Origin of the sequence: Alistipes sp. HGB5 (assembly GCF_000183485.2) — a bacterium.
Classification (GTDB): domain Bacteria; phylum Bacteroidota; class Bacteroidia; order Bacteroidales; family Rikenellaceae; genus Alistipes; species Alistipes finegoldii.
The window spans coordinates 121,726-143,240 of sequence record NZ_AENZ01000076.1 but is presented as its reverse complement, the minus strand read 5'-3'; the positions used below and the strand labels follow the sequence as shown (position 1 = coordinate 143,240).

The window sequence follows — 21,515 nt, the reverse complement described above, 5'->3', positions numbered from 1 at the left end:
ATGGTAAAGGTAACAAGAATTTATGATATGGTAAAATTTTTCACTCCTATTTTACAGCGGCGCAGCAGCCCCTTCTCGTCGCCGCCCGTACGCCCGCAGGCAATATCGCTAAGGGCCAGCGAAACACATCCGGCGACGCACCACACGAGGGCTGCGGTGAGCAGCACGGCAGCCGCCGGCCACCGGCCCGTCCATACGGCGGCGACGATCGCAGCGGCCAGCGCCGCAGCCGGCACGACACGCAGAACTTCCTGCAAACCAATACGCTGCCTGCGCGCAGACTGGGGCGTATAGAAAACCGGCTCCCAAAGGCTCCGCCGCCGGCGCCACGGAACGGCTTTGCCCGGACGGCGCGCAAAACCGCCGGCCGCAACGACGGCTTCGCGGCTCAGCAACACGGCCGGCTCTCCGATCCGCGCACGCACGCAATCGCACCCTCCGACGCCCCGCGCCCCCACTTCAGCCACCAGCCGCACGACAGCGTCCGGCAGCAGAAACTGTCCCTCCCGCACCGGCAGCACGTAATCGTAGGCCGCCACTTCGGCCGCCGCATCGAAATCGCCGGCGGGAGTATCCTGCGCACGGTCCACCAGCACCAGCCTGCGGAAACGGCGTTTGCGCGAACGCCCCAGCGCACGCACGCCCGTCACGGGCAGCTCCTCCGACAGCGCGTATTCGACGCGGATCATGCGGTAGCGGGCCGTAAAGGCCGCAAACTCGACGGGATAACGCAGGGAATCGAGCACCACGATCACCTCATAGTGTGCATATTCGGCCGAAAGCAGGTTTTCGACCTGCTCCTGCGCATGGACGCCGCTGCACAACACCGATATCCCGATGCCGCCGGGCGTGTCGCTCGCCACGGCGTGCGAACCTGCCAGCAGCAGCCGTTTGTTATGTCCCCGCACGACCAGCCAGAGCAGCGCGAGGGCCGCAGCGGCGACAGCGGCAAGCAGCAGTAACAGCACGATCAGCATACCAGACTCCGTTTATAGGAATGTATAAGCGATTCGTAGTAGGGACGCTCCCGGTCGCCGAACAACCGCCGCAGCACGGCAGGCGCATAGCCCTCCCGCGCCATGTAGCGCATCAGCGCCTTGCGTTCGGCGCGGCTCATCGAGGCGATGCGGCCCGCCACCTCGCGCCGCCTGAGCGAACAGCGCATCGAGCAGAGCGTGTAGAGCGCTTCGCGGCCCAGTTCCGGCTCCCTTTCGCGGGCCACCATCGCCAGCAGAAGCCTCTCCGCCTCCTCGATGCCGAACTGCCGCACGATGCCCAGCCCCACCATCCGCAGGTTGCGGTTCGGGGAGCCGACGAGCGGTTCGTAGGCGATCGGCAGCAGACCGCGGCGCAGCATGGCCATGATCTCCGACACTTCGCAGGCCGAAAAGGGATAGTCGTACTCCGCCATCCGGCGCAGCGAGGTCGCAGGTTCGGCCGCCAGCTGCGTCATCAGGGCGTAGAAGCGCACGTAACGGTTGCGGCTGCGCATATAGCGGGCGGCTTCGGCGCCGATGTCGTCTCCGGCGGGCAGCCGGGAGAGCAGCATCAGGTAGCGCGCACGGCGGTACCCCTGCGCGAAGCGTATCCGGCGCAGCAGCCATCCGTCCAGCCCGTATTGCACGACGATGCGGCGCAGCGGCGCCGGGTCGAGCCCGTAGGTCGCCGCCACCAGCCTGCCGACGGTTTCGATCAGCAGACGGCGGGCGCCCGCACGGCGCAGGAGCGGAAAGCGAGGCGCCTCTTCGCCGCCAGAAAACAGGGCGAGCATGACGATATGCAGGTATTTGCGCTGCAGCACGGCATCACGGCCGCGCCTGCGTCTGCGGCGCAGCCGCCCGACCGCCATCCCGCCGAGCAGCCAGAGCGTCACGGCGGCGGCCGCCGCGGAATATATCATGAAAAGCGTTTCGGTCATAAAAGCCGGTTCAAATCGTTGGACACCTTGCCCCGCAGCCGCTGCAGGCTCAGCGGAAAAGCCATATACTGGTCCACGCCGCACTCCAGCAGGCTCAGGACGGCCTGTTCGGACTGGAGCCACGAAACCACGTAAAACAGCGGCCGTCTCAGTCCCGCGGGACGCACGCCGCGCACGACGTCGCGGCCGCACAAGAAAGGGGCCACATGCAGCACGATCACCAGATCGAACAATACGCGGCGGCAAAGCCCTTCCATCTCGTCCGCATCGGCCGCACAACGCACCTCGGTGTGCATGTCGATCAGCGACAGACGCACCATGTCGCGCAGAAAAATATCGTCCGAAACAATCAGTATCCTGTTCATAAAACCCCGTCCGGCGTGTGCCGGTGCCCTGCCCCGGCCCAAAACCATGCCAGAGCCGCACGGGGCCAAAAAAATTTGCCGGATATGTTGTTTATAAGATAAATATGCGTATATTTGCACTCCGAATTATGTTCAAATACATAACCATCGAATAAATGTACGTTATAGTAGAGATTGCAGGTCAGCAATTTAAAGCTGAAAAAGGTCGGAAACTTTATGTTCACCGTCTTCAGGGCGAAGAAAATTCGTCCGTAAGTTTCGACAAAGTCCTGCTCACAGACAACGACGGTCAGGTCAAAGTAGGTGCACCTGTAGTAAAAGGCGCCTCGGTGAAGTGCAAGATCCTGAAACACCTCAAGGACGACAAGGTTCTGGTGTTCAAGAAAAAGCGCCGCACAGGATATCAGAAATGCAACGGCCACCGTCAGTATCTGACACAGGTCCTTGTAGAGGAAATTGTTGCATAACCCTTTAAAACGGAAGAGAAATGGCACACAAGAAAGGTGTAGGTAGTTCGAAGAACGGACGTGAGTCGGAAAGCAAGCGACTCGGCGTCAAACTGTTCGGTGGCCAGTTCGCAAAGGCGGGCAACATTATCGTTCGTCAGCGCGGCACGGTTCACAACCCCGGTGAAAACGTGGGTATCGGTAAAGATCACACGCTCTTCGCCCTTGTAGACGGCACCGTCGAATTCTGCAAGAAAGGCGCAGGCAAATCGTACGTGAGCGTAACTCCCCTGAGCGAGTAAGCGTTCCATAGGCAACACAAGACAAGCGGCTTCCCCGACGGGAGGCCGCTTGTTTTGTGAACCCCGGAAGCGCAAGACACACGGTCCGAAGATCATAGGGCACACACACCAAAGATCATACGGCGACCACACGCCCCAAAGCCGTTTTTCGGCAATCGACTCCGCGGCCCGGCCCCAATACAGACAGTTAGTTGAAGATTGCGGAAAATTGATTACCTTTGTTATGCGGTACAGCGTATTGCATGCGTTCTTGACATATCGAGTATATAAACGATTGTATTTGTCTGCTCTGAATCTGGTAAATTTAGTTATATCTCAAAATTTCACATCATAATATCTTGTAAATTAATAGTTTATATTGTGATGTGTTTTTATCAAGAAACAAATTAGGAACAGAAACACGAATTATCTTATTTTCTTGTTTTTTTGTTTGCACTACCTTTCTTTCTCTTCACTTGTTCGTACTTTGAGTATTTTTCCAAGTCTTTTCACACGATTTTCATCCTCTCGCCAAGAGTGATTGTTGCAGTCATCTATGGATGAATAACCACAGCCAAAAGAAAAAAGGACAAATCTCTGTTTCTTTCAAGGAACATTGTTTTTTGCAAAGGTAACCATTTCCCTCAAAACACCTATACAGGCAGTCCAATATATCTGCCTATATTTAGTTTACTTTAGTTTAGCATATATATAAGCTAATAGACTAAACTAAACCTTTACCGAAGTTCTCCCCCTTACTTTTATATTCACAGTCAAAAGAGAAGATAATCGCACCGATATTTTCTTTTTTCGCTGCATCCCAATTTTACGGAAGTTCCTTTTATCGTAACTTCTGCCATAGGCATTCTATCCTCGCATCCCAACTTTCGGTCTGCCTGATGAGAATTGTGTCGCAAAGGTACTTGTCATGTCTTTCTTGTATTCAAGGTCACAGCCTGACGGTTCCCGACAAAATCTCCACGCTCCGCTTTGCAGAGGTCGTATTTGGTCGTGAAACCCTGCATAAAGAGCCATAACACCTTTTGAGGCGACATAATTTTCAATCAAGCCCGAAAGTAGCTGAAATGCTAAAAGAGGGAAAATAAAAAACTTAAAACTTAGGATTATGGCAAACTATGCAACAAACATTTTCTACGCAAGGACGGAAAACAAAGCAGACCTCGACAAGATAGAGGCATTCTTGGATGACACTTTCGACGGCTTTGTCAATAGACACAGCGATAGCGTGGATGCGGAGTTTACCTCTCGTTGGGTTTATCCGGAAGAAGAAATCGACAGACTGATAGCTTCGTTGGAAGCCAAAGACAAAACTTATATCAAAATTCTGTCCTACGAATTTACAGACGAATACGTGAGCTTCAGAATCTTCTCACAGGGGAAATGGGATATCAAGTTGTAACCGTAAAATGACATGACTTATGTACGAATACGAAGAAAATAGCGAAATTATAGGTGCGCACTGCACCTTGCTTACCCCCTATAAAGGCTACTCTGAGGGAACAGTTGTCGGCGACTTCGGCAATAAAATAGTGGTGCGTCTTAGTAGTGGCAAAGAGGTGGTCGAGTATCGTGATGAAGTGATTATTTACGATTAAATACAAGAGCGATGCAGCAGATAGCAATGAAATTCGTCCAATGGGACGTACCCGAATTAGAGAAGCTGAAAGACAGCAGGGTTTACCAGTTACGGGAACAACTTGATAACGGAGACAAGTTGAGCCGTGAAGACAAGAACTGGATTACCCGAAACGTGAAAGAGTGCATCCATTTCAAAAGAGGTATCGCATTGATGGGCTACTTCTTTGATTTCTCCGATGTTCTCAAACGATATTTCGTAAAACAGCACGGACATATCGCCGAGTATTACGCCATTGACAAAACAGCGTTGCGCTCTGTCCTGTATGGTCGAATAGAAGACATAGTAGAAGTAGAATTAAAATCAAAGAAACATGAAAGCAACGATTGAGCATAGCTTTTGTCCTTATTGTGACGAGGTAACAGAACTCTACTTCCGTATCATCAACACGATTCTTTTCTCAACCGATGAAGCGGAACTGCGTACCGGCATGGAACGCCTACAAGAAAAAACACGCCTTGATGATTATTTCGTCTTCGGCTATGGCAAGCATCACCTATGGGTTTGCCAAAGACGTCCCAGTAATCAAAAAAAGATTTTCGAGCATCGGGTAATCATGGCAGAATTTTGATGATACAGGCAGGCAGGAACGGGATAATCTTCCATTCCTGCCACGCCGCATTCCCTTTTTTACATCTATCTCTCTCTTTTGGCTGCGCCATATCCTTTTGTAAAAAACAGCCATTCGTGAAAAGCTCCGTCCGCTTTTCCGAAAAGCAGGGTTCTTTCCTTTTTCCCTTTTGTCCCCTTTTCTTTCTGCCGGACGGGAACATGGCAGTACCCCGATATCCCGTTCCGCCTTTTGTCGCCACTTCGTTGATATTCCCTTCTGCGGTACCGCAACCTGTTGTCAGTTCAGTGTTCTGTTTGTAGCCACCTCAATTCAGTCCGACCGAATTACACGAAAATACCTGCCGATTCTGCGGACTTACAGCCGAAACGCGCACCATTGTGCCGGTGGACGGATTGCACTTTCACTTCCCCTGCAACTACGGTTTTCCGCTCATTTTCAGAATAGTTTTCCGCCGAAGTCATCATCATTTTCCGATGCAAAGATAGTATGCAGACGGGAACGACTTTGGAAGTCTTGACCAATGGCGCAGCCGTACAATCTTCCTTTATCGAGCCTTCCGGTTTTGCCTACGGACAAAAATAAAGAGTATTGATGCGTCCGGCCTTGGTGCATCCCCTTAACTGCACCTACTTTTTGAGGCAGCGTAAAATTGATTTAATAACTTCTAAAAACAATTCATTATGAAAAAGATTGAAAACAATTTCGTAGTAACCGGTTTCGTAGGAAAGGATGCAGAAATCCGTCAGTTCACCAACGCAAGTGTAGCACGTTTCCCTCTGGCAGTAAGCCGATTGGAGAATAATGGCGAGGAATCCAAACGCGTTTCCGCCTTTATGAATTTTGAGGCGTGGCGTAAAAACGAGAACACCGGGTCGTTCGACCAACTGACCAAGGGTACGATGCTGACCGTCGAGGGGTATTTCAAGCCCGAAGAATGGAGCGACCAAAGCGGTGTGAAACACAACCGTATCGTGATGGTCGCCGTCAAGTTCTATCCGCCCGTCGAGAAGGAGGAAACTCCTGAAAAGCCGGCCAAACCAGCGAAAAAAGGCAAGAAATAATCCTTGCCTTATCACGACAAAAGCGGCCTTCGGGTCGCTTTTGTTTTACTCATTACGGTGTTGTTGCACCATCTGTACTTTTATACTCTACTTGTTCTCTTTTACCGCATTCAGAAATGCTTTGGCAGGTTTGAATGCAGGGATATTGTGAGCGGGAATTTTAATTGTCGTATTCTTCGAAATGTTCCGGGCCGTCTTTTCAGCTCTCCGTTTGATGATAAAGCTACCGAACCCGCGCAAGAACACCTCGTTTCCCGCAACCATCGACTCTTTTACATTTTCCATGAATGATTCTATCACAGTCATCACCACCGTTTTCTCTATTCCGCTCTGCCGTGAGATCTGAGCGACAATTTCCGCTTTTGTCATATTGTTCTTGATTTTTATGAATACGGTGCAAAATTAACAAATATCTGCCAGTTACAACAATCCGGAGTTATTTGTCATCCCGAAAACTGCTTTTGCTGAATCCTCCGAACACGCCCCTCAAAAGCCTGCCCACTACCAAGAACACCAGCAATAAAATTATAATATCTCCCATAGGTCTTGTTTTTATATAGTTATATCCAACTTAAAGATACGAAAAAACGATGAATTACGCAAGCAATCTATTGATTTTCAATATCCATATTGATTTATAAGTTCTATTTCCGGATGCCCGGCACTCGTCCCGGTGTTCGGTTAAGCTGAACCTTGTATTTATTGAGAATGCTGTACACGGTGCTTTTACTTTGGACACCGCTTTCTTTCCAAATATCACGGATTGAATACCCATTGTTATACATATCCACGATTTTTTTGTCCCGTTCAGTTTTACTCATACTTTTTTTGGAAATCGGAATACTGATACTCTGCTGCAGGCGTATAATTTTATCCGACGACTTCCGCAAAACAGCCACTTCCTCCGGTAATGCCCCGAACATGGCCAATACTTCCGCCGGTGTCGTGTCCGGAAACAATTTGTTGTCGGTGTCAATTTTATCGTGAATGGAGATAATACGCACGACCTTGATGCGGCATAGCTCAATCAATGCCGATAGTTCCCGTAAACCACGAACGGCATTGCTGAATTTTGACATCACCAATTCGTCTCCTCTTTCAAGATTCGACATCAGTTGTTTCCATCTCGGCCTAAGCGTCTCGTGTCCGACCGATTCTTCAACCACCTGTACACACCCATATTGGCGCATCCATTCCTTATCCGCATCAAACGCATCGTAGGAATTAGCCTCGAATATATAACCGACTTTTGCCATATCAATATACAATATTCATGATAACAAGTGCAAATATACAAGTTTTATTCGAGTATATGAATCATACTATATTAAAAAACGAAAATCGTACATTTCCACGTGTTTTATCTTCACTTGTTTTCATTGGTAATCATACTATTAAGTACGATATTAAAAAATGCACAAAATACGGTTTTTCGGATGCGAAGTATCAAAAATAATATATAGTTTTGCACTAAATAGTACGAAATGATATAGTATGAAAACATTAAAATCGAACTTAAAACAGCCGATAATCTTTGCCAAAATAATTGCCGTTTCGATTGCCATATTCCTATGCGCGTCATGCGACAACGGCAATGGCAAACGATTGGCGAAAGCCAAGAATGACCCTGCCGGAACATACAGGGAATACCTGTCCGACATACGCAGGCAGAAAAAACTCTCCATTAAAGAATTGGCCGGACACCTCAAGCAATGGCAAACATTGAGGGATTCCGTATTCCTGCATCTCGAATGTGATACGCTTGGCCGGCTTCATTCCACTGTAAGAGAAGAGTGTGAACAGATACATGATTCCATCCGCATGGAATTTTCACGGATGGTGCTGTCTCAAACACGCACTTATAAGGATATACTGTGGGTAAAAGAACAAATCTCACCGCATCTTGAAGACAAAGAGTTGCATCGTGCGGCTGAAACAATCCGACCGTTCTTTGCCTCATTGGATAACCGGCCCGTCAGTCAGAGAAACCGACAACACATTCTTGCCACTTATCGAACTACCCTTGCTGAAACGATTGATTACGGTATTCATTGTATGGCAGACCTGACGACCTTTATCGAAAAGGAGGATGCCGTGTACCGGGCATTCCTTTCACGTCTGCCTGATTTCGACGGCGAGAATCTTTCCGACATCACTCATGACACGGAACGATGCTGTGCACAGATATTCCTTGCCGCCGAACGGAACGACATCACCTATCGCAATGCCATGATTTATCTGGCCATGCGCACCAACCGCAGGCTGATTCAGAATATCCGAACCTGTATCGACGACATCTGCAATAAAAAAGTCAAGACACCGGCACAGGCACAAGCCTACATCTGGATGCTTCTCCAGCCTTATTCGTCGTTGGACGGTTTCTGCCTGGCGTTGCTTTCAGCCGAAGAAAGAGAGCAACTCGATATGCTTGCCTCGCAGACACCCGACGCTTTCAGGGAGTTGGGCAGGATGCTGCACCCCGGAGACAACCGCTTGGACGAGCTGCCCGGAATGCTGATGGAGGCATTCATACACACGCTGTAAAATATAACAACAGAAAAAGATATGAATATGTTACGACATTTTTATAATGACTTCATGGCATTCGTCCCCCTGCAACTTCCGCAGTTGCTCGATGTGACGACGATGGAAGAACCGCAGTTCTACGGCGACTATGTGCTGCTTACGTTTCCGTTGCGCACCCCTTACGAACTGGACGAAGTAATGGATATGTTCGAGGACGACATGGAGTTGATCACGCTCTACCACCATATTCCGATGCGGACGGAAAAATTCGGTCACAGCACTTGTGCATACTCGAATCCCGCTTTCGGACAGATGTTCAAGATGAACGCCAAGACGGATACGGAGGGCAATGTAAACAGCATCCTTGTCACCATCTATGATTCTTTGGAGCAGATGTACGGGGACTTATGCCTCGACTTGGAACTACACTCCAAAAGCGGGTTCCTGAAATACAAGAAAGACAAGTCCGACGTGCTGATGAATTTTATATGAGAAACACCTTATACCGACAGATGGTCTATTGCATCAATGCCTACCGGACGTGGATAGAGGTTGCCGATGACAATCTCTACAAGGAGCATATCATCTCAAGAACCGACCGCACCGACTACCTCGTTTCCCGTACATTGGTACTGCGTGCCTTCAAGACGAACGGCATACACGCCGAGGGTACGACATGGACTATTCCCGAACACGAACTGGACAAGGCTTTGGCCATCTACCGAAAGCAAGACATTACATTCAAGCAGCGCATCAAGAAAGCGGCCATGTACTTTTCGCCCAAGGATGCCGAAACCCTTATCCGGCTGGCGACATACGGTATTGTCCAGTTGGAACTCATTGTGCGTCCCACTCCCATACCCGAAAAGCCCTATTACTTATGTTACTGAATATCCTGCTACTCATTTTCTGCGCGATACCTTTCGGGGTATCAATGTCATTGTACAAGAACAACAAGCGGTTCATGACACCCTTTTACATGGCAATGGCACGAAGCGGCAACGCCCGTAAACTGTATGTGCAAGTATGGCTGATATGCCTGCTTCTTTTCCATTATGTATATGCCTGTGGACATATGGGTGAGTTTGGAATCCTACTCTCTACCGGTGTCTGTGCCGCAATGTTTTCGTTCCGACGGACGGACAACTGGTTACGCAGGTTGCTTGACCGCCCCCGTGCATTTGTCACACTCGCATCGGGCGCACTGGTCATCGGCTTTGTGCCGCATCTGTACACCTTGGCGATAACCATTGCCTATCTTCTTCTGGCAGCCCTGTTCTATCCCTCCGTTCGGGTCATGTCCGAATGCAAGGATACGGACACACTTTCCGGATGGGCAAAGCATCCCGGAATGTTGTCAGAATCCTATCACGAGAATCATCACGCAAATCTGCCGCATGAAGCGGACAGCGGCAACACTGATATATCCGCACAATATGAATCATTAAAACCGAATGAAAATGAAAAATAACCAAAAGATACCTGTTTCCATATTGGCAGACAGGGAGGTATTCGAATATCTCAAGGAGAAAGGGGATGAACGCAAAACACGCACCGAAGCGTACTGTGACCTGTTGGACAAATCACTGGCAGGTTTCGTTTCTCCGTTTTTAAGAAAGAAGGCCTACGTGCTGCAACCCAACCAGTGCCACCTGACCGTTTCCGACCTCGCATCGGAGTGGCATTGGCACAGGGCTACCGTCCGTTCTTTTTTGAGTGCAATGGAGGCATTCGGTTTGCTGACCCGCATCCAGCTTCCCAAAAGCGTGGTCATTACCATGACCGTACAATCCGGTCAGGCAGCACAGCCCCGCAATGCACAGGAGCAGCCGGACTTTGCCAGACAGCTCCGTGAGGTATTGTCCGATTGGGTAATCGGCAAAACGACCGCTGCCGAAACTGGCGTAATATGTGGACAACTCGTAAGTCTGGCAAAGACTGAAATTGCCGACCGTGACACCGGACTCTGTTTGGACACCCATTCCAACACGACCTCCGCACATTCCGGCACTTTGGTCACGGAACATCGTGAAACAGCCTTGTGCTGCATCGCCCACGCCGCCCTGCAAAAAATCCTGCACAAGTCGAGATTCGATGACAGTTCGCCGCTTGTGGATTTCTTCCGGTTTGACCTCGGTGAAGAATGGGCTGCTTTCATCGAGTCCGCCAAAGACCTCGCCGGGCTGATTCTCGACACCGAGGCATCAGTGACGGACTTCGACATGGACGAAGACCAAGAACGCCTCAAATCGCTTCGCAAACCTTTTTTATCGCTTCTGGCAAAGGCACAGGCGATGGTGGATTGAACCGGGAGTCGAAAACAGATTGTATAACGCGAACAATCCACCTCCATCCCTTAACGGTTATCCTGCCGGTTATAGGAGGCACACGGGCTTGCCCGTCTGCCACGAAACAAAGGGAAGGGGGAGCCTAATACCCCGATAGGTCTCCGACCGTCGGTAGGCTGTCCGGGCAAGCAGCAAGCTGGGACAGGACGGATTGTCCAAACAACACGAAAAGAGTATGGCAGATCAAAAACAGGTACTTGATATGCAGGTGTCGAAAGGCATCACCGCAGCCCAAAGCAACGAACATTTGCGTGACCGCAGTGAAAGGGCGGAAAAGTACGCTATGAATAAGGGGAATTACGACCCCACACGCAAACACCTGAACTTCGAGATTGCGCCCGGAGGCAAGGTACGTCCCATTGACACGAGCCGCAACATTCCCGAACGGATGGCGGACATATTGGAGAGGCGTGGAATCAAAGACCCCAACGAAGGACTGGCAGAACCGAAGTACCGCACGGTGGTGAACTTCATTTTCGGCGGTTCCCGTAAGCGGATGCACGAACTCGCGTTCGGCACGCAGAACGTGGATTTTGATGAAGGTGCGAACAATACCCGTATCAAAAGAATGAGCGATATTGAACGCTGGGCGAAAGACGTCTATTCATTCGTGAGTGGCAAATATGGCGAGCAGAACATCGCCGCATTCATCGTACACCTTGACGAATTGAACCCTCATGTGCATTGTACTTTGTTGCCAATCAAAGACGGCCGCTTTGCGTACAAGGAAATATTCGCCGGAAAGGACAAGTTTGAATACAGCGCAAGGATGAAACAGCTTCATACCGACTTTTTCGCCGAAGTCAATACAAGGTGGGGAATGTCGAGAGGAACAAGCATATCCGAAACAGGCGCACGGCACAGGACTACCGAAGAATACCGCCGTATGCTATCGGAAGAATGTACGACCATCGAGGAAAATATAGACCGCCACCAAAAGGTGCTGGCAACCCTTCAATCGGACATCCGTCTGGCAGAGCGCAGGGTCAAGGGGCTTACGACAATGGTCGATAACCTTGAGAAGTCGAAAGCCGAAAAAGAGGCTCTGCTATCGGCAGCCGAACAGGATTTGAAAGCGAACAAGGGCGATGCGGAACAATTAGCCGCACAAGTTAAAAGTCTGGAGAAAGAGCTGGCAGGCATCAACAGGCAACTGGCAGACAAGCAGGAGAAGTTACAGACGGCTGACCGGCAGCTTGCCGAGCTGAAAGAGAACATGGATGCCATTGAGGAACGTACCGGGGAACTCAAGGAGGAAGCCTACAAATACTCCCATGATATACATTCCAAAGTGGACACGTTGCTCAAGGATGTCCTGCTGGAAAATGTGGTCGGCGAGTATAGGAACGTATCGGCACAGATGGACGTGGCGGAACGGCAACTGTTCGACGGCTCGCTCGTCCAGTCCATAGCGGAACAAGGTACAGACGTGATGCACTGCGCGACGATGCTGTTTCTCGGTATGGTCGATGATGCCACCACTTTTGCCGAAACTCGTGGCGGCGGAGGTGGCGGCAGCGACCTGAAATGGGGGCGCGATGAGGACGAGGACAACCGTGCATGGGCACTCCGCAGCATGAGGATGGCGAGCCGCATGATGCGTCCGGCCATTGGCAAGAAACCCAAACGGTAAGTGGCATACGTCTCATGACAAATCAAAAAGTATAACGAATAATATCATTGGAATATGACGAAACAAATCTTTTTTATATTGGCCGTGCTTTGCACGTTGCAGGCACAGGCAAGTATACAACCCGTACAGGTGGATACTGTACAACATACACCGTACTATAATGTCTCGGAGGAACTGCAACCGATACAGCCCGTCTATCTTGACGGAGTGGTACTTCCGGCATCCCTGACTGGCAACTGGTTTGTCAGTATTGCCGGGGGTACGTCCGCCTTTCTCGGCACACCTCTCGGCTGCGAAGACCTCTTCGGACGCTTGAAACCCTCGTACAGTTTCGCAGTCGGAAAATGGTTCACTCCGTCCGTCGGCGCACGTATCAATTACAGCGGTGTGCAGTTCAAAGATGGAACATTGTCCAATCAGGACTACCACCATATCCATGCGGATCTGCTGTGGAATGTCCTTGGCTGCAGATATGCCCGGCAAGAACAGGTACGCTGGAATCTTGCTCCCTTTGCCGGTGTCGGCCTGTTGCACAATGCCTCTAACGGGAATAATCCCTTTACTGTTTCGTATGGCGTACAGGGAGAATATCGGATTTCCAAACGAGTAAGTGCCATGTTGGAACTCTCCGGCACGACCACCTTTCAGGACTTCGATGGTTACGGACGCCCGAACCGCCTCGGCGACCACATGGTATCGCTGACCGCCGGTTTCACGTTTCATCTCGGAAAGGTCGGTTGGAAACGCGCGGTTGATGCGACATCTTACATTCGTCAGAATGAGTGGCTCGTGGATCATGCCAATATCTTATCCGGAGAAAACAAGCGTTATAAAGACTGGTACGACCGCAACCGACGGACGGTCGCAGAATTGAAGAAAATTCTGGAAATAGAAGGATTGCTTGACAAGTACGGTCATCTGGTTAATGACGATGAGACCGACCGCCGTCAAGGTTATCCCAGAAATAATTACAGCGGATTGAACTCACTACGGGCAAGATTGAAAAACCGGCATTGGGATGGAATCTCGCCGCTTGATTCTGCAAGTATTGGATATGGCAACAACGGAGATGATGCCGAGAAACCGGGCATAATCGTCTCTGAAAGGACGGAACTCATACAAGCCGGGAATTGCATCGGGTCGCCTGTCTATTTCTTTTTTAACCTCAATACGGCGCACCTGACGGATGCTTCCCAAATGCTTAACCTTGATGAACTGGCTCGCGTGGCCAAGAAATACGGATTATCCTTGAGAGTAACCGGTGCGGCCGACAGTTCGACTGGAACTCCTGTGCTTAATGGTTCATTAAGTACATCGAGAGCGGATTATATCGTTGCAGAATTGAAAAAGCGTGGCATACCGATCGAACGCATCGTCAAGGTAAGCAGAGGCGGCATAGCCGACCATGTACCGGTCGAAGTCAACAGGCATACGAAAGTAGAGTTGTTCTTTTAGTTTTTACATTCACTTTCATCGAGTCCCTCAATCTATAATTCGGATTGCAGGGACTTTTGTTATCAATGAGGGTAATAAGATTATAGGTTTCCTGAATCCTGATTACGCTTCGTATGACTGATAATATTTTCTGCCGAATTATGAAATAATCCGCTTACAATCACAAGATATTCCGGTAGAATACCATCCTTTCCCCAAAGCAGCTCTATCCCGAAAAGTTCCGAGAGTGTTCGTGTCATATCGAACCCGAATGCTTCAAGCGAGGGACGTACTTTGTCCGGATGCAGGCAAGGACGGTTGCATTTGCGGGCGCATTCGGAATCGGGACAGTATAGGCATTTTCCTACATAGGCGAATGCCTGACCTCCGTATCTGTGCTCCATTTCCAGCAATTCCCTTTCTATCCTGAGCCGTTCCGGTTTAATCAATTCCTGCGTTCTGTCTATCGGAATATTTTTCTCGACCGGAATTATTTTCGTGGCCATCAGGTGGGCATATTCATATTGGCGCAGAAATTCTCCGGTATCGAAATCGAACGGCGGGCATCCCCAACTATTACCGTAGTTGGGGCATTGTTTGCAAAATTCGACAAAACGTTTTTCGTCCCGGAAGCGTGAAATATATTCGTCCACGCTGATATTTGCTGTGAAATTCTCTATGATATATTCCTTAGTCATTGTCCCACTTTTATGAATCCTGTCGTGGCATCGAACGTCACACAATTATTTCGGAACAGCCGCTCGATGCAGCCGCTCCGGCGCATCTCTTCGGTCGGCATATACGACAACTGGGGTGGGTCGATAAGGGCTATCGCATCGGCAAGCGAGAGGGCGATATCCAGCTCGTGCGTGGAAAAAAGGATGCACTTGTTTTCTTCATGCGCCAGCCGTGCCAGCAGTGTACACAATTCGTAGCGGTTGGGCATATCGAGAAACGAGGTGGGTTCGTCGAGCAGGATAATCGGCGTATCCTGCGCCAACGCCCGTGCGATCATGATGCGCTGGCACTCGCCGTCCGACATCTTGTCCATCGTGCGCTCCGCATAAGCCTCCATGCCCACCGAGGCGAGCGACCGCATGACGATCTCCTTGTCGACCTCCTGCATCTTTCCAATCCAGTTGGTATAGGGTGCGCGGCCGATAGCCACGACATCCTTGCATTTGAGATTGGCGATGCGTGTGCGCTCGGTCGTGACGAATGCCAGCGTTCTGGCCATTTCTGCTGCTCGCATATCGGCGGCGTTATGCCCGTCGAGCAGGATTCGGCCGGTATAACGGCGGTTCAGTCCGGCGATGGCTCGAAGCAGTGTCGATTTGCCCGTGCCGTTGCGCCCGATAAGGGCAGTCAGCCTGCCCTTTTCTATGGTGGTTTCCACCTCGCAGAGCAAGGTGCGCTCGCCGTAGCCTATGGAAAAATCGTGTAACTTTATCATGCGGTGACGGATTTATTGCGCAAGACCACCCACACCACGATGGGGATTCCCAGCAATGCGGTGATGGCGTTGATCGGCAGGGTGAACATTTTAGAAACGAGGTCGCAAAGAAGCAGCACCGCCGCACCCGAAAGAACGGTTCCCGGTACGAGTACCCGATGGTCGCTGTTGCGGAACAGCATTCTCGTGACGTGGGGCATGGCCAGTCCGATGAAGCCTATCGGACCGCAAAAGGCGGTCACCGTACCAGCAAGCAGCGTCGTGGAGAGGAACAGCAGCCCGCGCGAGCGTCGGATGTTCAGCCCCATCGTCACGGCATACTCCTCGCCGAACAGCAGTAAGTTGAGCGGCTTGATCGTCACCACCGCCAACAACAGTCCGGCGATAATCGACGGGACGAGTACCGCAAGCTGGTCGAAGGTCACGTCGCCGAGCGACCCCATCGTCCAAATGACAAAGGCTTTCAGGGATTCTTCCTTGCTGAGATATTGCAATATCTGTACAATCGCGCCGACTCCCGACGAGAACATCATGCCGAGAATCAGAATCACCATGATGTCCTTGATGCGGTGGCCGACGGCGGCGATGACGACCAGCACGAGCGCCGCTCCGAGCCAAGCCGCCCCGGCAATGCCTATCGACGAACCGAAGCCTGCAAGCACGACGAGTGCCACGCCGAGGCTCGCGCCCGAACTGATGCCGAGCACGTAGGGGCCGGCAAGAGGATTGCGGAAGAGGGTTTGCATCTGAAGACCGCTGACCGACAGAGCTGCTCCGGCCAGCAACGCGACCACCGCCTTAATCAGTCGGATATTCAGTATAATTTTCGCCGTCGCCCGCGGGCAGTCGCCGCCCGTCAAAGCCGCCCATACATCGCCGAGCGGTACGGCGACTGCCCCCACCGCCAAATCCAGCAGAAACAGGAAAAGGGTGAGGGCGGCCAGCATGGCAAACAATATGGCGGAACGGGAGCGCATCTATTTCAGTTGCTTGTAATAGACGAAATCTTCCTCGACCAGTTCGGGGTGGAATATCTTCACGAGGTCTCGCAGCACGAGGTCGGGATTTACGACCGCCGACTCATAGTAGTCGTTGCCGCCAGCAGCATTGGTGCGGGCGTTGTTGTTATAGACCTGTCCACCACGGAAACAGCGGGTGTCGATGAACTTCGGGCATGCGGCTTTCAGTTCATCAAGCGTGTTCGCCATCCCCACATGCAGCCACATATCGGCTTGCGAGGCCAGCAGATACGCCTCTTCGAGGTCGATGGGCGCGGAAGCGTTTCCTGTGTTCTTCTTGTAGATGTAATCGCCTCCGGCATCTTTGATTAACCGGGCGACATAGCTTTCGGTCGAGGGCATGAACCAGCTGTCGCCGTAAGGCGTGTTGAGCATGACTGACGGAGCGTCGAGGATATTGTCCGCTACTTTCTTTTTCAGGACATTGTATCTGACGGGGATTTCCGCGAATACTTTTTCGCCCTCCGCCCGTTTTCCGATAACCTCCGAAAGTGCCACCAGCCATTCGGCTTTGCCCAGCGGAGACTCTTCGAGGTAATCGCCGACATACATGAACGGGATATCCAACTCTTTGAGCTTACCCTCCATCGAGCTTGCCCCGTTCACGCCGTAAAGCAACACGAGGTCGGGGTCAAGCGAGAGCAGCAGTTCGTAATTGATGTTCCCTTCGTAGCCCACATCTCCAACGCTGTCCCGCCGTGCCTGAATGTCGGGATTGGAGATGTAGTCGATGCCTGACACGCCGACTACGCGTCCCGTTTCGCCGATTGCGTCGAGCATGGCGATATGGGTCGAGGACATGCAGACGATGCGCTCGGCATCCCCCTTGAGCATCTGACCGGTGAAATCCGCCGGAACCTCTTCGTCATCACGGGCAATGAACAGGTTCGTAGTGATGCTGTCGGCGCCCTGCCAAGGGTTCGTGACGGTAACCAATACGCTCTTTTTGCCGTCTGCACCTTTTATGTCAAACCCCGAAGCGTATTCAGGTGTATAGACCGTTCGGTTGAAATCGGCGAGTTTTGAACTTTTATTGTGGCAGCCTGTGAATGCCAATACAAGTAGCAACAGCAGGCTTAAATTCTTTAATGCTTTCATATCGTTACATATTTGTATTTTCGGACTTTTTCTTGTTTTTCCCGAACTTCGGGGTAATGCCGATGAAGAACTCGAAGTTGATGCCGGGCATGGGGCGCGAGAGTACCGAAAGGTAGTCCTCGTTGAAGAGGTTGTTGACGGCGAATTTTAACTGGATGTCCACCGGTTTGAAAAACAGGTTTTTCTCCAACGAGACATTGCTCATGAAATATTCGGGCAGGTGTCCTGTCAGCGTATAGTCGTTGCTCGACATGGTGTAACGTTCCGAGTAGAACGCCCATTTGTAAAGGAACGCCCAAGTCCGCCACGACAACCGTCCGGTCAGCGATGCGGAGTGCTTCGGCACGTAGGGTAACTGCTTGCCCACTGACTGGTCAGCAGGCGACATCTTCTCACCTTCATTGATGGAGGGTGTCCACGAATAGGACCCGTTCAAGTCGATGAGCCAATCTTTCGCCGGCTGCACGGCGAAGTTCGCTTTGACCTCGACGCCGTAGGCGTGGACCTTCTTTACGTTGCGGGGCGAGAAGAAGCCCTTGGTGGTGGGCAGCCAGATAATCCAGTCGTCGATGTAGGAGTCGAACCAGTTCGCACCGCCGCTCAACTTGTAAATGCCTTTCTTGCCGACATCGAAACTCACCCCGGCATCATAACTGAAACCTTGTTCGTTTTTCAGGTTGGGATTACCTCCCGGCAAAAAGTATAGGTCGTTCAGAGTTGGGAAACGGTAGTTACGCGATATGGATGCTTTCAGCATCACATTTCCTTTCGGGGAAATGATACCGTCAATGAAGAAAGCCGGAATGAGTGGAATCCAATCGGAACCATACATCTCTTCCCGCAGTACCACCGACATACCCAAGCGGTCTATCGGCTGCCACTTGGCGGATACGGAGCCGGAGAGTTCCACGCGCCCCTTGTCATAGCCCACGATGGCCTTGCCACCGTCCTGCAAGATGATGTTCTTGTCCTCGCTCCGTACCAAATGCTGGTGTGCCGATACATTGGCGGTGAAAAACCATTTTTTATCCAAAGAATACTCTCCCTCCGCCTGACCGTAAAACGTGTTTACCTTGCTGCGGGAGCGGGTCATCGACGCCCAGTTGTCAGGTGCGACCTCACGCTTGTAGTCGTAGGCCATCCATGTGTGTATGTAACCGCCTTTCACGCCGAGTTTCCAGTTGCTTTTCATGTGATCCCAGGACAAGACGCTGCGGAACGTCTGTTCTCGCTGGCGGTTCTCGAAGTCGGTTGCATCTCCATAGTCGGTCGTCAACATCGGAAGTTCCCGGTTGGAGTTGATATACCAGGCGTTCAGCCCGAAACGGTCGCCTTTCCCGGTATTGTAATACACTTCCTGAAGCAAATGCAGGTCCTTGAACGCCCCGGAGCGGTTGCGCTCTTTCGGGTGATACTGTCCGACGATGTTCTTATCCTCGTCGTAGATGTTTATCTTTTTGTCGTGGTTGGTGTACTTGTAATCGTTAGGCGAGGAAGAATAGACCGCACGGGTGGAGACGTGCCACCGCTCACTTCCGTAGGTGAAGCGGGCGAACTCATCGAAGGTCTTGAACGAGCCGATGCCCTGCACGTACTGGGCGTTGAACCCTTCAGCGACTTCAGGAGCCGTGCCGAGTTTGACCAGACCGCCCAGTCCACCGCCCGTTTCGTTCACCGATGAAGTACCGTGCAGCAGCGATGCCTGGTCGATGAAGTAGGACGGAATGGTGGAGAAGTCGGTCATGCCGAGCATGGGGTTGTTGATGCGCATCCCGTTCCACGTCACCTGCGTATGGCTGGGCGACGTGCCTCGGAAGGCGACGGTCGAGAGCGTGGCGCGGCCGTAGCTCTTGACAAACACGGACGAGTTGAACGTCAGGATGTCCGCCATCGAGAGGGCGATATTTTCTTTCAGTGCGAGTGAATCGAACTTCGTCTTCTGCACGCCGATTTCCTTCATCGGCCGTTTGCCCCATACGGTCACCTCGTCTATCTGGTGAATACGCCGGGTGATTCCCTGCGCAGACAGCACGGATGGACAGACAACCAATATTGAGAAAAGTAAATATTTTGTATATGTCATTTCCTTTTGTTTTTAATATGGTTATTTACCGCAGCATATGCAGAGAATGATGCCCGCATAAAATCTTGATAGGCATTGAATCCGTTTTCTTCAAGCAGTTGGTCGTATTCGTCCTCGAATGAAAGTTCCTGATGAACCGTCTCTTGTTTCTCAATGTGGTGTTTTACCCGATTCAGATCATTGAATGACACGCTAAACGAATCAAATCCGGCTGCCCATCCTGAAAAATCCGCATATTCCGGATATTTTCGATAGACAACGCCTGTAGAACTTTTTACTTTATTGATAATCTTTGCGAAGTCCGTGGGAGATGGTATCTCTACAAGTATATGAACATGATTGAGAAAAGCATTGCAGGCATAGACATGACAGCCTTTCCTTGTGAAAATTTGTACCATCTGATCGAGAATCATTCCTTTGGTTGTCATTGGAATCGTCATCTCCTGTCTTTTCGTGATGAAAATAATATGGTATATATGCCGCAATTTATTCTTCATTTCCAACAAAATGCACCGGGGATAATCCCGACATAAAATTCATCTATCAATTTCCCTTCGGGCGAGTAGCGGTAAATCATGCCCTGCTGCTGGTAGTCGATGGCATCGGCGATGTATACTTCCCCGTTGGCGGGGTTTACCGTCAGTCCGTAATAAATCGTGCCGCTGTATTCGAGGAACGGACGCACCGGCACATGGCTGGCTGTCACGTCCATGCTCCAAATGGCCTTGTTGATCCAGTAGAGTTTGTCCCTGTCGCCATTGAGCTGTACCTCCGAGGGCCAGTCGCCCAACTTGAACTTGAACTGCTTCTCCACCGTGAATGTCTCGGCGTCGATGCGGTAGAGCGACGGGGCTTCGTAACCGTAGGGGCTGCCTTCGTAACCGCCGTCGGTCACCGTCCACATCTTGTTGTACTTGTCCATGACCAGCGATGTCGGTTGTATGCCGACCTTCAGTTCATCGACCACTTGGTCGGTTTCGGTGTCGATTTTGATGATGCGGTTCTGATACGACCAGCAGTTGCAATAGACGTATTTGCCGTACTGCACCATCTGCTCCGTCGAGCCGCTTTCCATCGTCATGTCCGGCACTTGAATGTAGCCGGTAATTTCATATTTCTTCGGGTTGATGATGAAGATGCGGTTGTCCCACAGTTGGGTGACGTAGGCTTTTTCGTCGCTTAGGAAATGAATGTAGCGCGGTGAGGTCAGGTTCTCGATGCGTCCTACCTCCTTGAAGGTGTTCAGGTCGATGGCGAAAATCACGTGGGAGTTGTTCACCACGACCCAGCCCTTGTTGTCGTAGATGGTCATCGACTGCGCCACGTCGCCGAGTTTCATGCCGTTGGCACGGAAGAAGATTTCGTTCTGTACCTGTTTGGTCGCAGGGTCGTAATAGGACAAGGTAGCATTGCCGTACTGGAAGTTGCCCTCGTTGGTGATGAACAGTCCGGCTCCCGTGGCGTTGAAATCTTCCACGGCATCGCCGTAGTCCCACTTCATGCAGGATGTCAAGGATAGTGTCACTCCGACAACTACGCTCCATAGCAGATATTTCAATTGGTGATAGGTCATACCGTTATTTTTATAGTTAATCCCCGGCAGCTTACCTTACGGTAAG

General features: G+C 51.0%; 26 protein-coding genes. 14 read left to right on the top strand and 12 right to left on the bottom strand.

The features are described 5' to 3' along the window. Positions 1 to 20 precede the first annotated feature (20 nt). From HMPREF9720_RS13205 to HMPREF9720_RS13195, 3 genes are read right to left on the bottom strand one after another with little or no spacing between them, the layout of a single operon-like run. Positions 21 to 977 (bottom strand): hypothetical protein, encoded by a 957-nt coding sequence (locus HMPREF9720_RS13205; protein WP_009598833.1) that lies wholly within the window; start codon positions 975 to 977, stop codon positions 21 to 23. After that, complete coding sequence (locus tag HMPREF9720_RS13200; RefSeq protein WP_009598893.1) at positions 971 to 1,918, bottom strand: hypothetical protein; 948 nt, start codon at positions 1,916 to 1,918, stop codon at positions 971 to 973. Before HMPREF9720_RS13200 ends, HMPREF9720_RS13205 begins: the two co-directional genes overlap by 7 nt. Continuing rightward, positions 1,915 to 2,283 carry a response regulator transcription factor gene (locus HMPREF9720_RS13195; RefSeq protein WP_039940758.1) on the bottom strand — a complete coding sequence of 123 codons (369 nt, stop codon included), beginning with the start codon at positions 2,281 to 2,283 and terminating at the stop codon, positions 1,915 to 1,917. Before HMPREF9720_RS13195 ends, HMPREF9720_RS13200 begins: the two co-directional genes overlap by 4 nt. A 155-nt stretch (positions 2,284 to 2,438) precedes the next feature. Here HMPREF9720_RS13195 and rplU point away from each other — a divergent pair, with 155 nt between their 5' ends. The 7 genes from rplU (at position 2,439) to HMPREF9720_RS13160 (ending at position 6,302) form a co-directional block, all read left to right on the top strand. Then, positions 2,439 to 2,750 carry a 50S ribosomal protein L21 gene (gene rplU, locus HMPREF9720_RS13190; RefSeq protein ID WP_009598864.1) on the top strand — a complete coding sequence of 104 codons (312 nt, stop codon included), beginning with the start codon at positions 2,439 to 2,441 and terminating at the stop codon, positions 2,748 to 2,750. Positions 2,751 to 2,770: 20 nt separating this feature from the next. Continuing rightward, positions 2,771 to 3,031, top strand: a complete 261-nt coding sequence (rpmA, locus tag HMPREF9720_RS13185; RefSeq protein ID WP_009598768.1) for a 50S ribosomal protein L27 — start codon at positions 2,771 to 2,773, stop codon at positions 3,029 to 3,031. Positions 3,032 to 4,136: 1,105 nt separating this feature from the next. Further along, positions 4,137 to 4,430, top strand: a complete 294-nt coding sequence (locus tag HMPREF9720_RS13180) for a hypothetical protein (RefSeq protein ID WP_005680037.1) — start codon at positions 4,137 to 4,139, stop codon at positions 4,428 to 4,430. A gap of 19 nt (positions 4,431 to 4,449) precedes the next feature. Then, complete coding sequence (locus tag HMPREF9720_RS13175; protein WP_005680036.1) at positions 4,450 to 4,626, top strand: hypothetical protein; 177 nt, start codon at positions 4,450 to 4,452, stop codon at positions 4,624 to 4,626. A gap of 11 nt (positions 4,627 to 4,637) precedes the next feature. After that, positions 4,638 to 4,997 carry a hypothetical protein gene (locus HMPREF9720_RS13170; protein ID WP_005680034.1) on the top strand — a complete coding sequence of 120 codons (360 nt, stop codon included), beginning with the start codon at positions 4,638 to 4,640 and terminating at the stop codon, positions 4,995 to 4,997. Then, positions 4,981 to 5,238 carry a hypothetical protein gene (locus HMPREF9720_RS15270; protein ID WP_005680032.1) on the top strand — a complete coding sequence of 86 codons (258 nt, stop codon included), beginning with the start codon at positions 4,981 to 4,983 and terminating at the stop codon, positions 5,236 to 5,238. The genes HMPREF9720_RS13170 and HMPREF9720_RS15270 overlap by 17 nt, the downstream gene beginning before the upstream one ends. Before the next feature lie 683 nt (positions 5,239 to 5,921). Continuing rightward, positions 5,922 to 6,302, top strand: a complete 381-nt coding sequence (locus HMPREF9720_RS13160) for a single-stranded DNA-binding protein (RefSeq protein WP_005680031.1) — start codon at positions 5,922 to 5,924, stop codon at positions 6,300 to 6,302. Positions 6,303 to 6,389: 87 nt separating this feature from the next. On the opposite strand, the gene HMPREF9720_RS13155 is transcribed toward HMPREF9720_RS13160, so the two are convergent. After that, positions 6,390 to 6,683 carry an HU family DNA-binding protein gene (locus HMPREF9720_RS13155; protein WP_255204174.1) on the bottom strand — a complete coding sequence of 98 codons (294 nt, stop codon included), beginning with the start codon at positions 6,681 to 6,683 and terminating at the stop codon, positions 6,390 to 6,392. Between the two features lie 263 nt (positions 6,684 to 6,946). Next, positions 6,947 to 7,558: a recombinase family protein gene (locus HMPREF9720_RS13150; protein ID WP_005680028.1), complete on the bottom strand. Its 612-nt coding sequence runs from the start codon at positions 7,556 to 7,558 to the stop codon at positions 6,947 to 6,949. A gap of 238 nt (positions 7,559 to 7,796) precedes the next feature. Between HMPREF9720_RS13150 and HMPREF9720_RS13145 the strand changes: the two genes are divergently transcribed. From HMPREF9720_RS13145 to HMPREF9720_RS13115, 7 genes are all read left to right on the top strand, one after another. Next, positions 7,797 to 8,846, top strand: a complete 1,050-nt coding sequence (locus tag HMPREF9720_RS13145) for a hypothetical protein (RefSeq protein ID WP_005680026.1) — start codon at positions 7,797 to 7,799, stop codon at positions 8,844 to 8,846. A gap of 27 nt (positions 8,847 to 8,873) precedes the next feature. Continuing rightward, positions 8,874 to 9,320, top strand: a complete 447-nt coding sequence (locus HMPREF9720_RS13140; protein WP_005680025.1) for a hypothetical protein — start codon at positions 8,874 to 8,876, stop codon at positions 9,318 to 9,320. After that, positions 9,317 to 9,718: a hypothetical protein gene (locus HMPREF9720_RS13135; protein ID WP_005680024.1), complete on the top strand. Its 402-nt coding sequence runs from the start codon at positions 9,317 to 9,319 to the stop codon at positions 9,716 to 9,718. The genes HMPREF9720_RS13140 and HMPREF9720_RS13135 overlap by 4 nt, the downstream gene beginning before the upstream one ends. Next, positions 9,709 to 10,299: a hypothetical protein gene (locus HMPREF9720_RS13130; protein ID WP_005680023.1), complete on the top strand. Its 591-nt coding sequence runs from the start codon at positions 9,709 to 9,711 to the stop codon at positions 10,297 to 10,299. The genes HMPREF9720_RS13135 and HMPREF9720_RS13130 overlap by 10 nt, the downstream gene beginning before the upstream one ends. Then, positions 10,289 to 11,134, top strand: coding sequence for a hypothetical protein (locus tag HMPREF9720_RS13125; protein WP_005680022.1), 846 nt, complete (start codon positions 10,289 to 10,291; stop codon positions 11,132 to 11,134). The genes HMPREF9720_RS13130 and HMPREF9720_RS13125 overlap by 11 nt, the downstream gene beginning before the upstream one ends. 217 nt (positions 11,135 to 11,351) lie before the next feature. After that, on the top strand, positions 11,352 to 12,809 hold the full coding sequence (gene mobV / locus HMPREF9720_RS13120; RefSeq protein ID WP_007482776.1) for a MobV family relaxase: 1,458 nt from the start codon (positions 11,352 to 11,354) through the stop codon (positions 12,807 to 12,809). A gap of 54 nt (positions 12,810 to 12,863) precedes the next feature. After that, complete coding sequence (locus HMPREF9720_RS13115; protein WP_005680020.1) at positions 12,864 to 14,264, top strand: OmpA family protein; 1,401 nt, start codon at positions 12,864 to 12,866, stop codon at positions 14,262 to 14,264. 80 nt (positions 14,265 to 14,344) lie between these two features. Here HMPREF9720_RS13115 and HMPREF9720_RS13110 read toward each other — a convergent pair whose 3' ends face one another. Genes HMPREF9720_RS13110 through HMPREF9720_RS13080 form a run of 7 tightly spaced genes read right to left on the bottom strand, consistent with a single transcriptional unit; the run spans position 14,345 to position 21,469 of the window. After that, positions 14,345 to 14,941, bottom strand: coding sequence for a DUF2284 domain-containing protein (locus tag HMPREF9720_RS13110; RefSeq protein WP_008765501.1), 597 nt, complete (start codon positions 14,939 to 14,941; stop codon positions 14,345 to 14,347). Continuing rightward, the gene (locus HMPREF9720_RS13105) at positions 14,938 to 15,696 is read right to left on the bottom strand and encodes an ABC transporter ATP-binding protein (RefSeq protein ID WP_004320578.1); all 759 of its coding nucleotides are present in this window, start codon (positions 15,694 to 15,696) and stop codon (positions 14,938 to 14,940) included. The genes HMPREF9720_RS13110 and HMPREF9720_RS13105 overlap by 4 nt, the downstream gene beginning before the upstream one ends. Beyond that, positions 15,693 to 16,673 (bottom strand): FecCD family ABC transporter permease, encoded by a 981-nt coding sequence (locus tag HMPREF9720_RS13100; RefSeq protein ID WP_004320577.1) that lies wholly within the window; start codon positions 16,671 to 16,673, stop codon positions 15,693 to 15,695. Before HMPREF9720_RS13100 ends, HMPREF9720_RS13105 begins: the two co-directional genes overlap by 4 nt. Beyond that, a complete protein-coding gene (locus tag HMPREF9720_RS13095) occupies positions 16,674 to 17,813 on the bottom strand; it encodes an ABC transporter substrate-binding protein (protein WP_004320576.1) in 1,140 nt (379 codons plus the stop codon). A gap of 4 nt (positions 17,814 to 17,817) precedes the next feature. Then, positions 17,818 to 19,896, bottom strand: a complete 2,079-nt coding sequence (locus HMPREF9720_RS13090; RefSeq protein WP_004320575.1) for a TonB-dependent receptor — start codon at positions 19,894 to 19,896, stop codon at positions 17,818 to 17,820. Further along, the gene (locus HMPREF9720_RS13085) at positions 19,893 to 20,393 is read right to left on the bottom strand and encodes a transposase (protein WP_004320573.1); all 501 of its coding nucleotides are present in this window, start codon (positions 20,391 to 20,393) and stop codon (positions 19,893 to 19,895) included. Before HMPREF9720_RS13085 ends, HMPREF9720_RS13090 begins: the two co-directional genes overlap by 4 nt. Beyond that, complete coding sequence (locus HMPREF9720_RS13080) at positions 20,390 to 21,469, bottom strand: glutaminyl-peptide cyclotransferase (RefSeq protein WP_004320571.1); 1,080 nt, start codon at positions 21,467 to 21,469, stop codon at positions 20,390 to 20,392. Before HMPREF9720_RS13080 ends, HMPREF9720_RS13085 begins: the two co-directional genes overlap by 4 nt. Between the last annotated feature and the right edge of the window lie 46 nt (positions 21,470 to 21,515).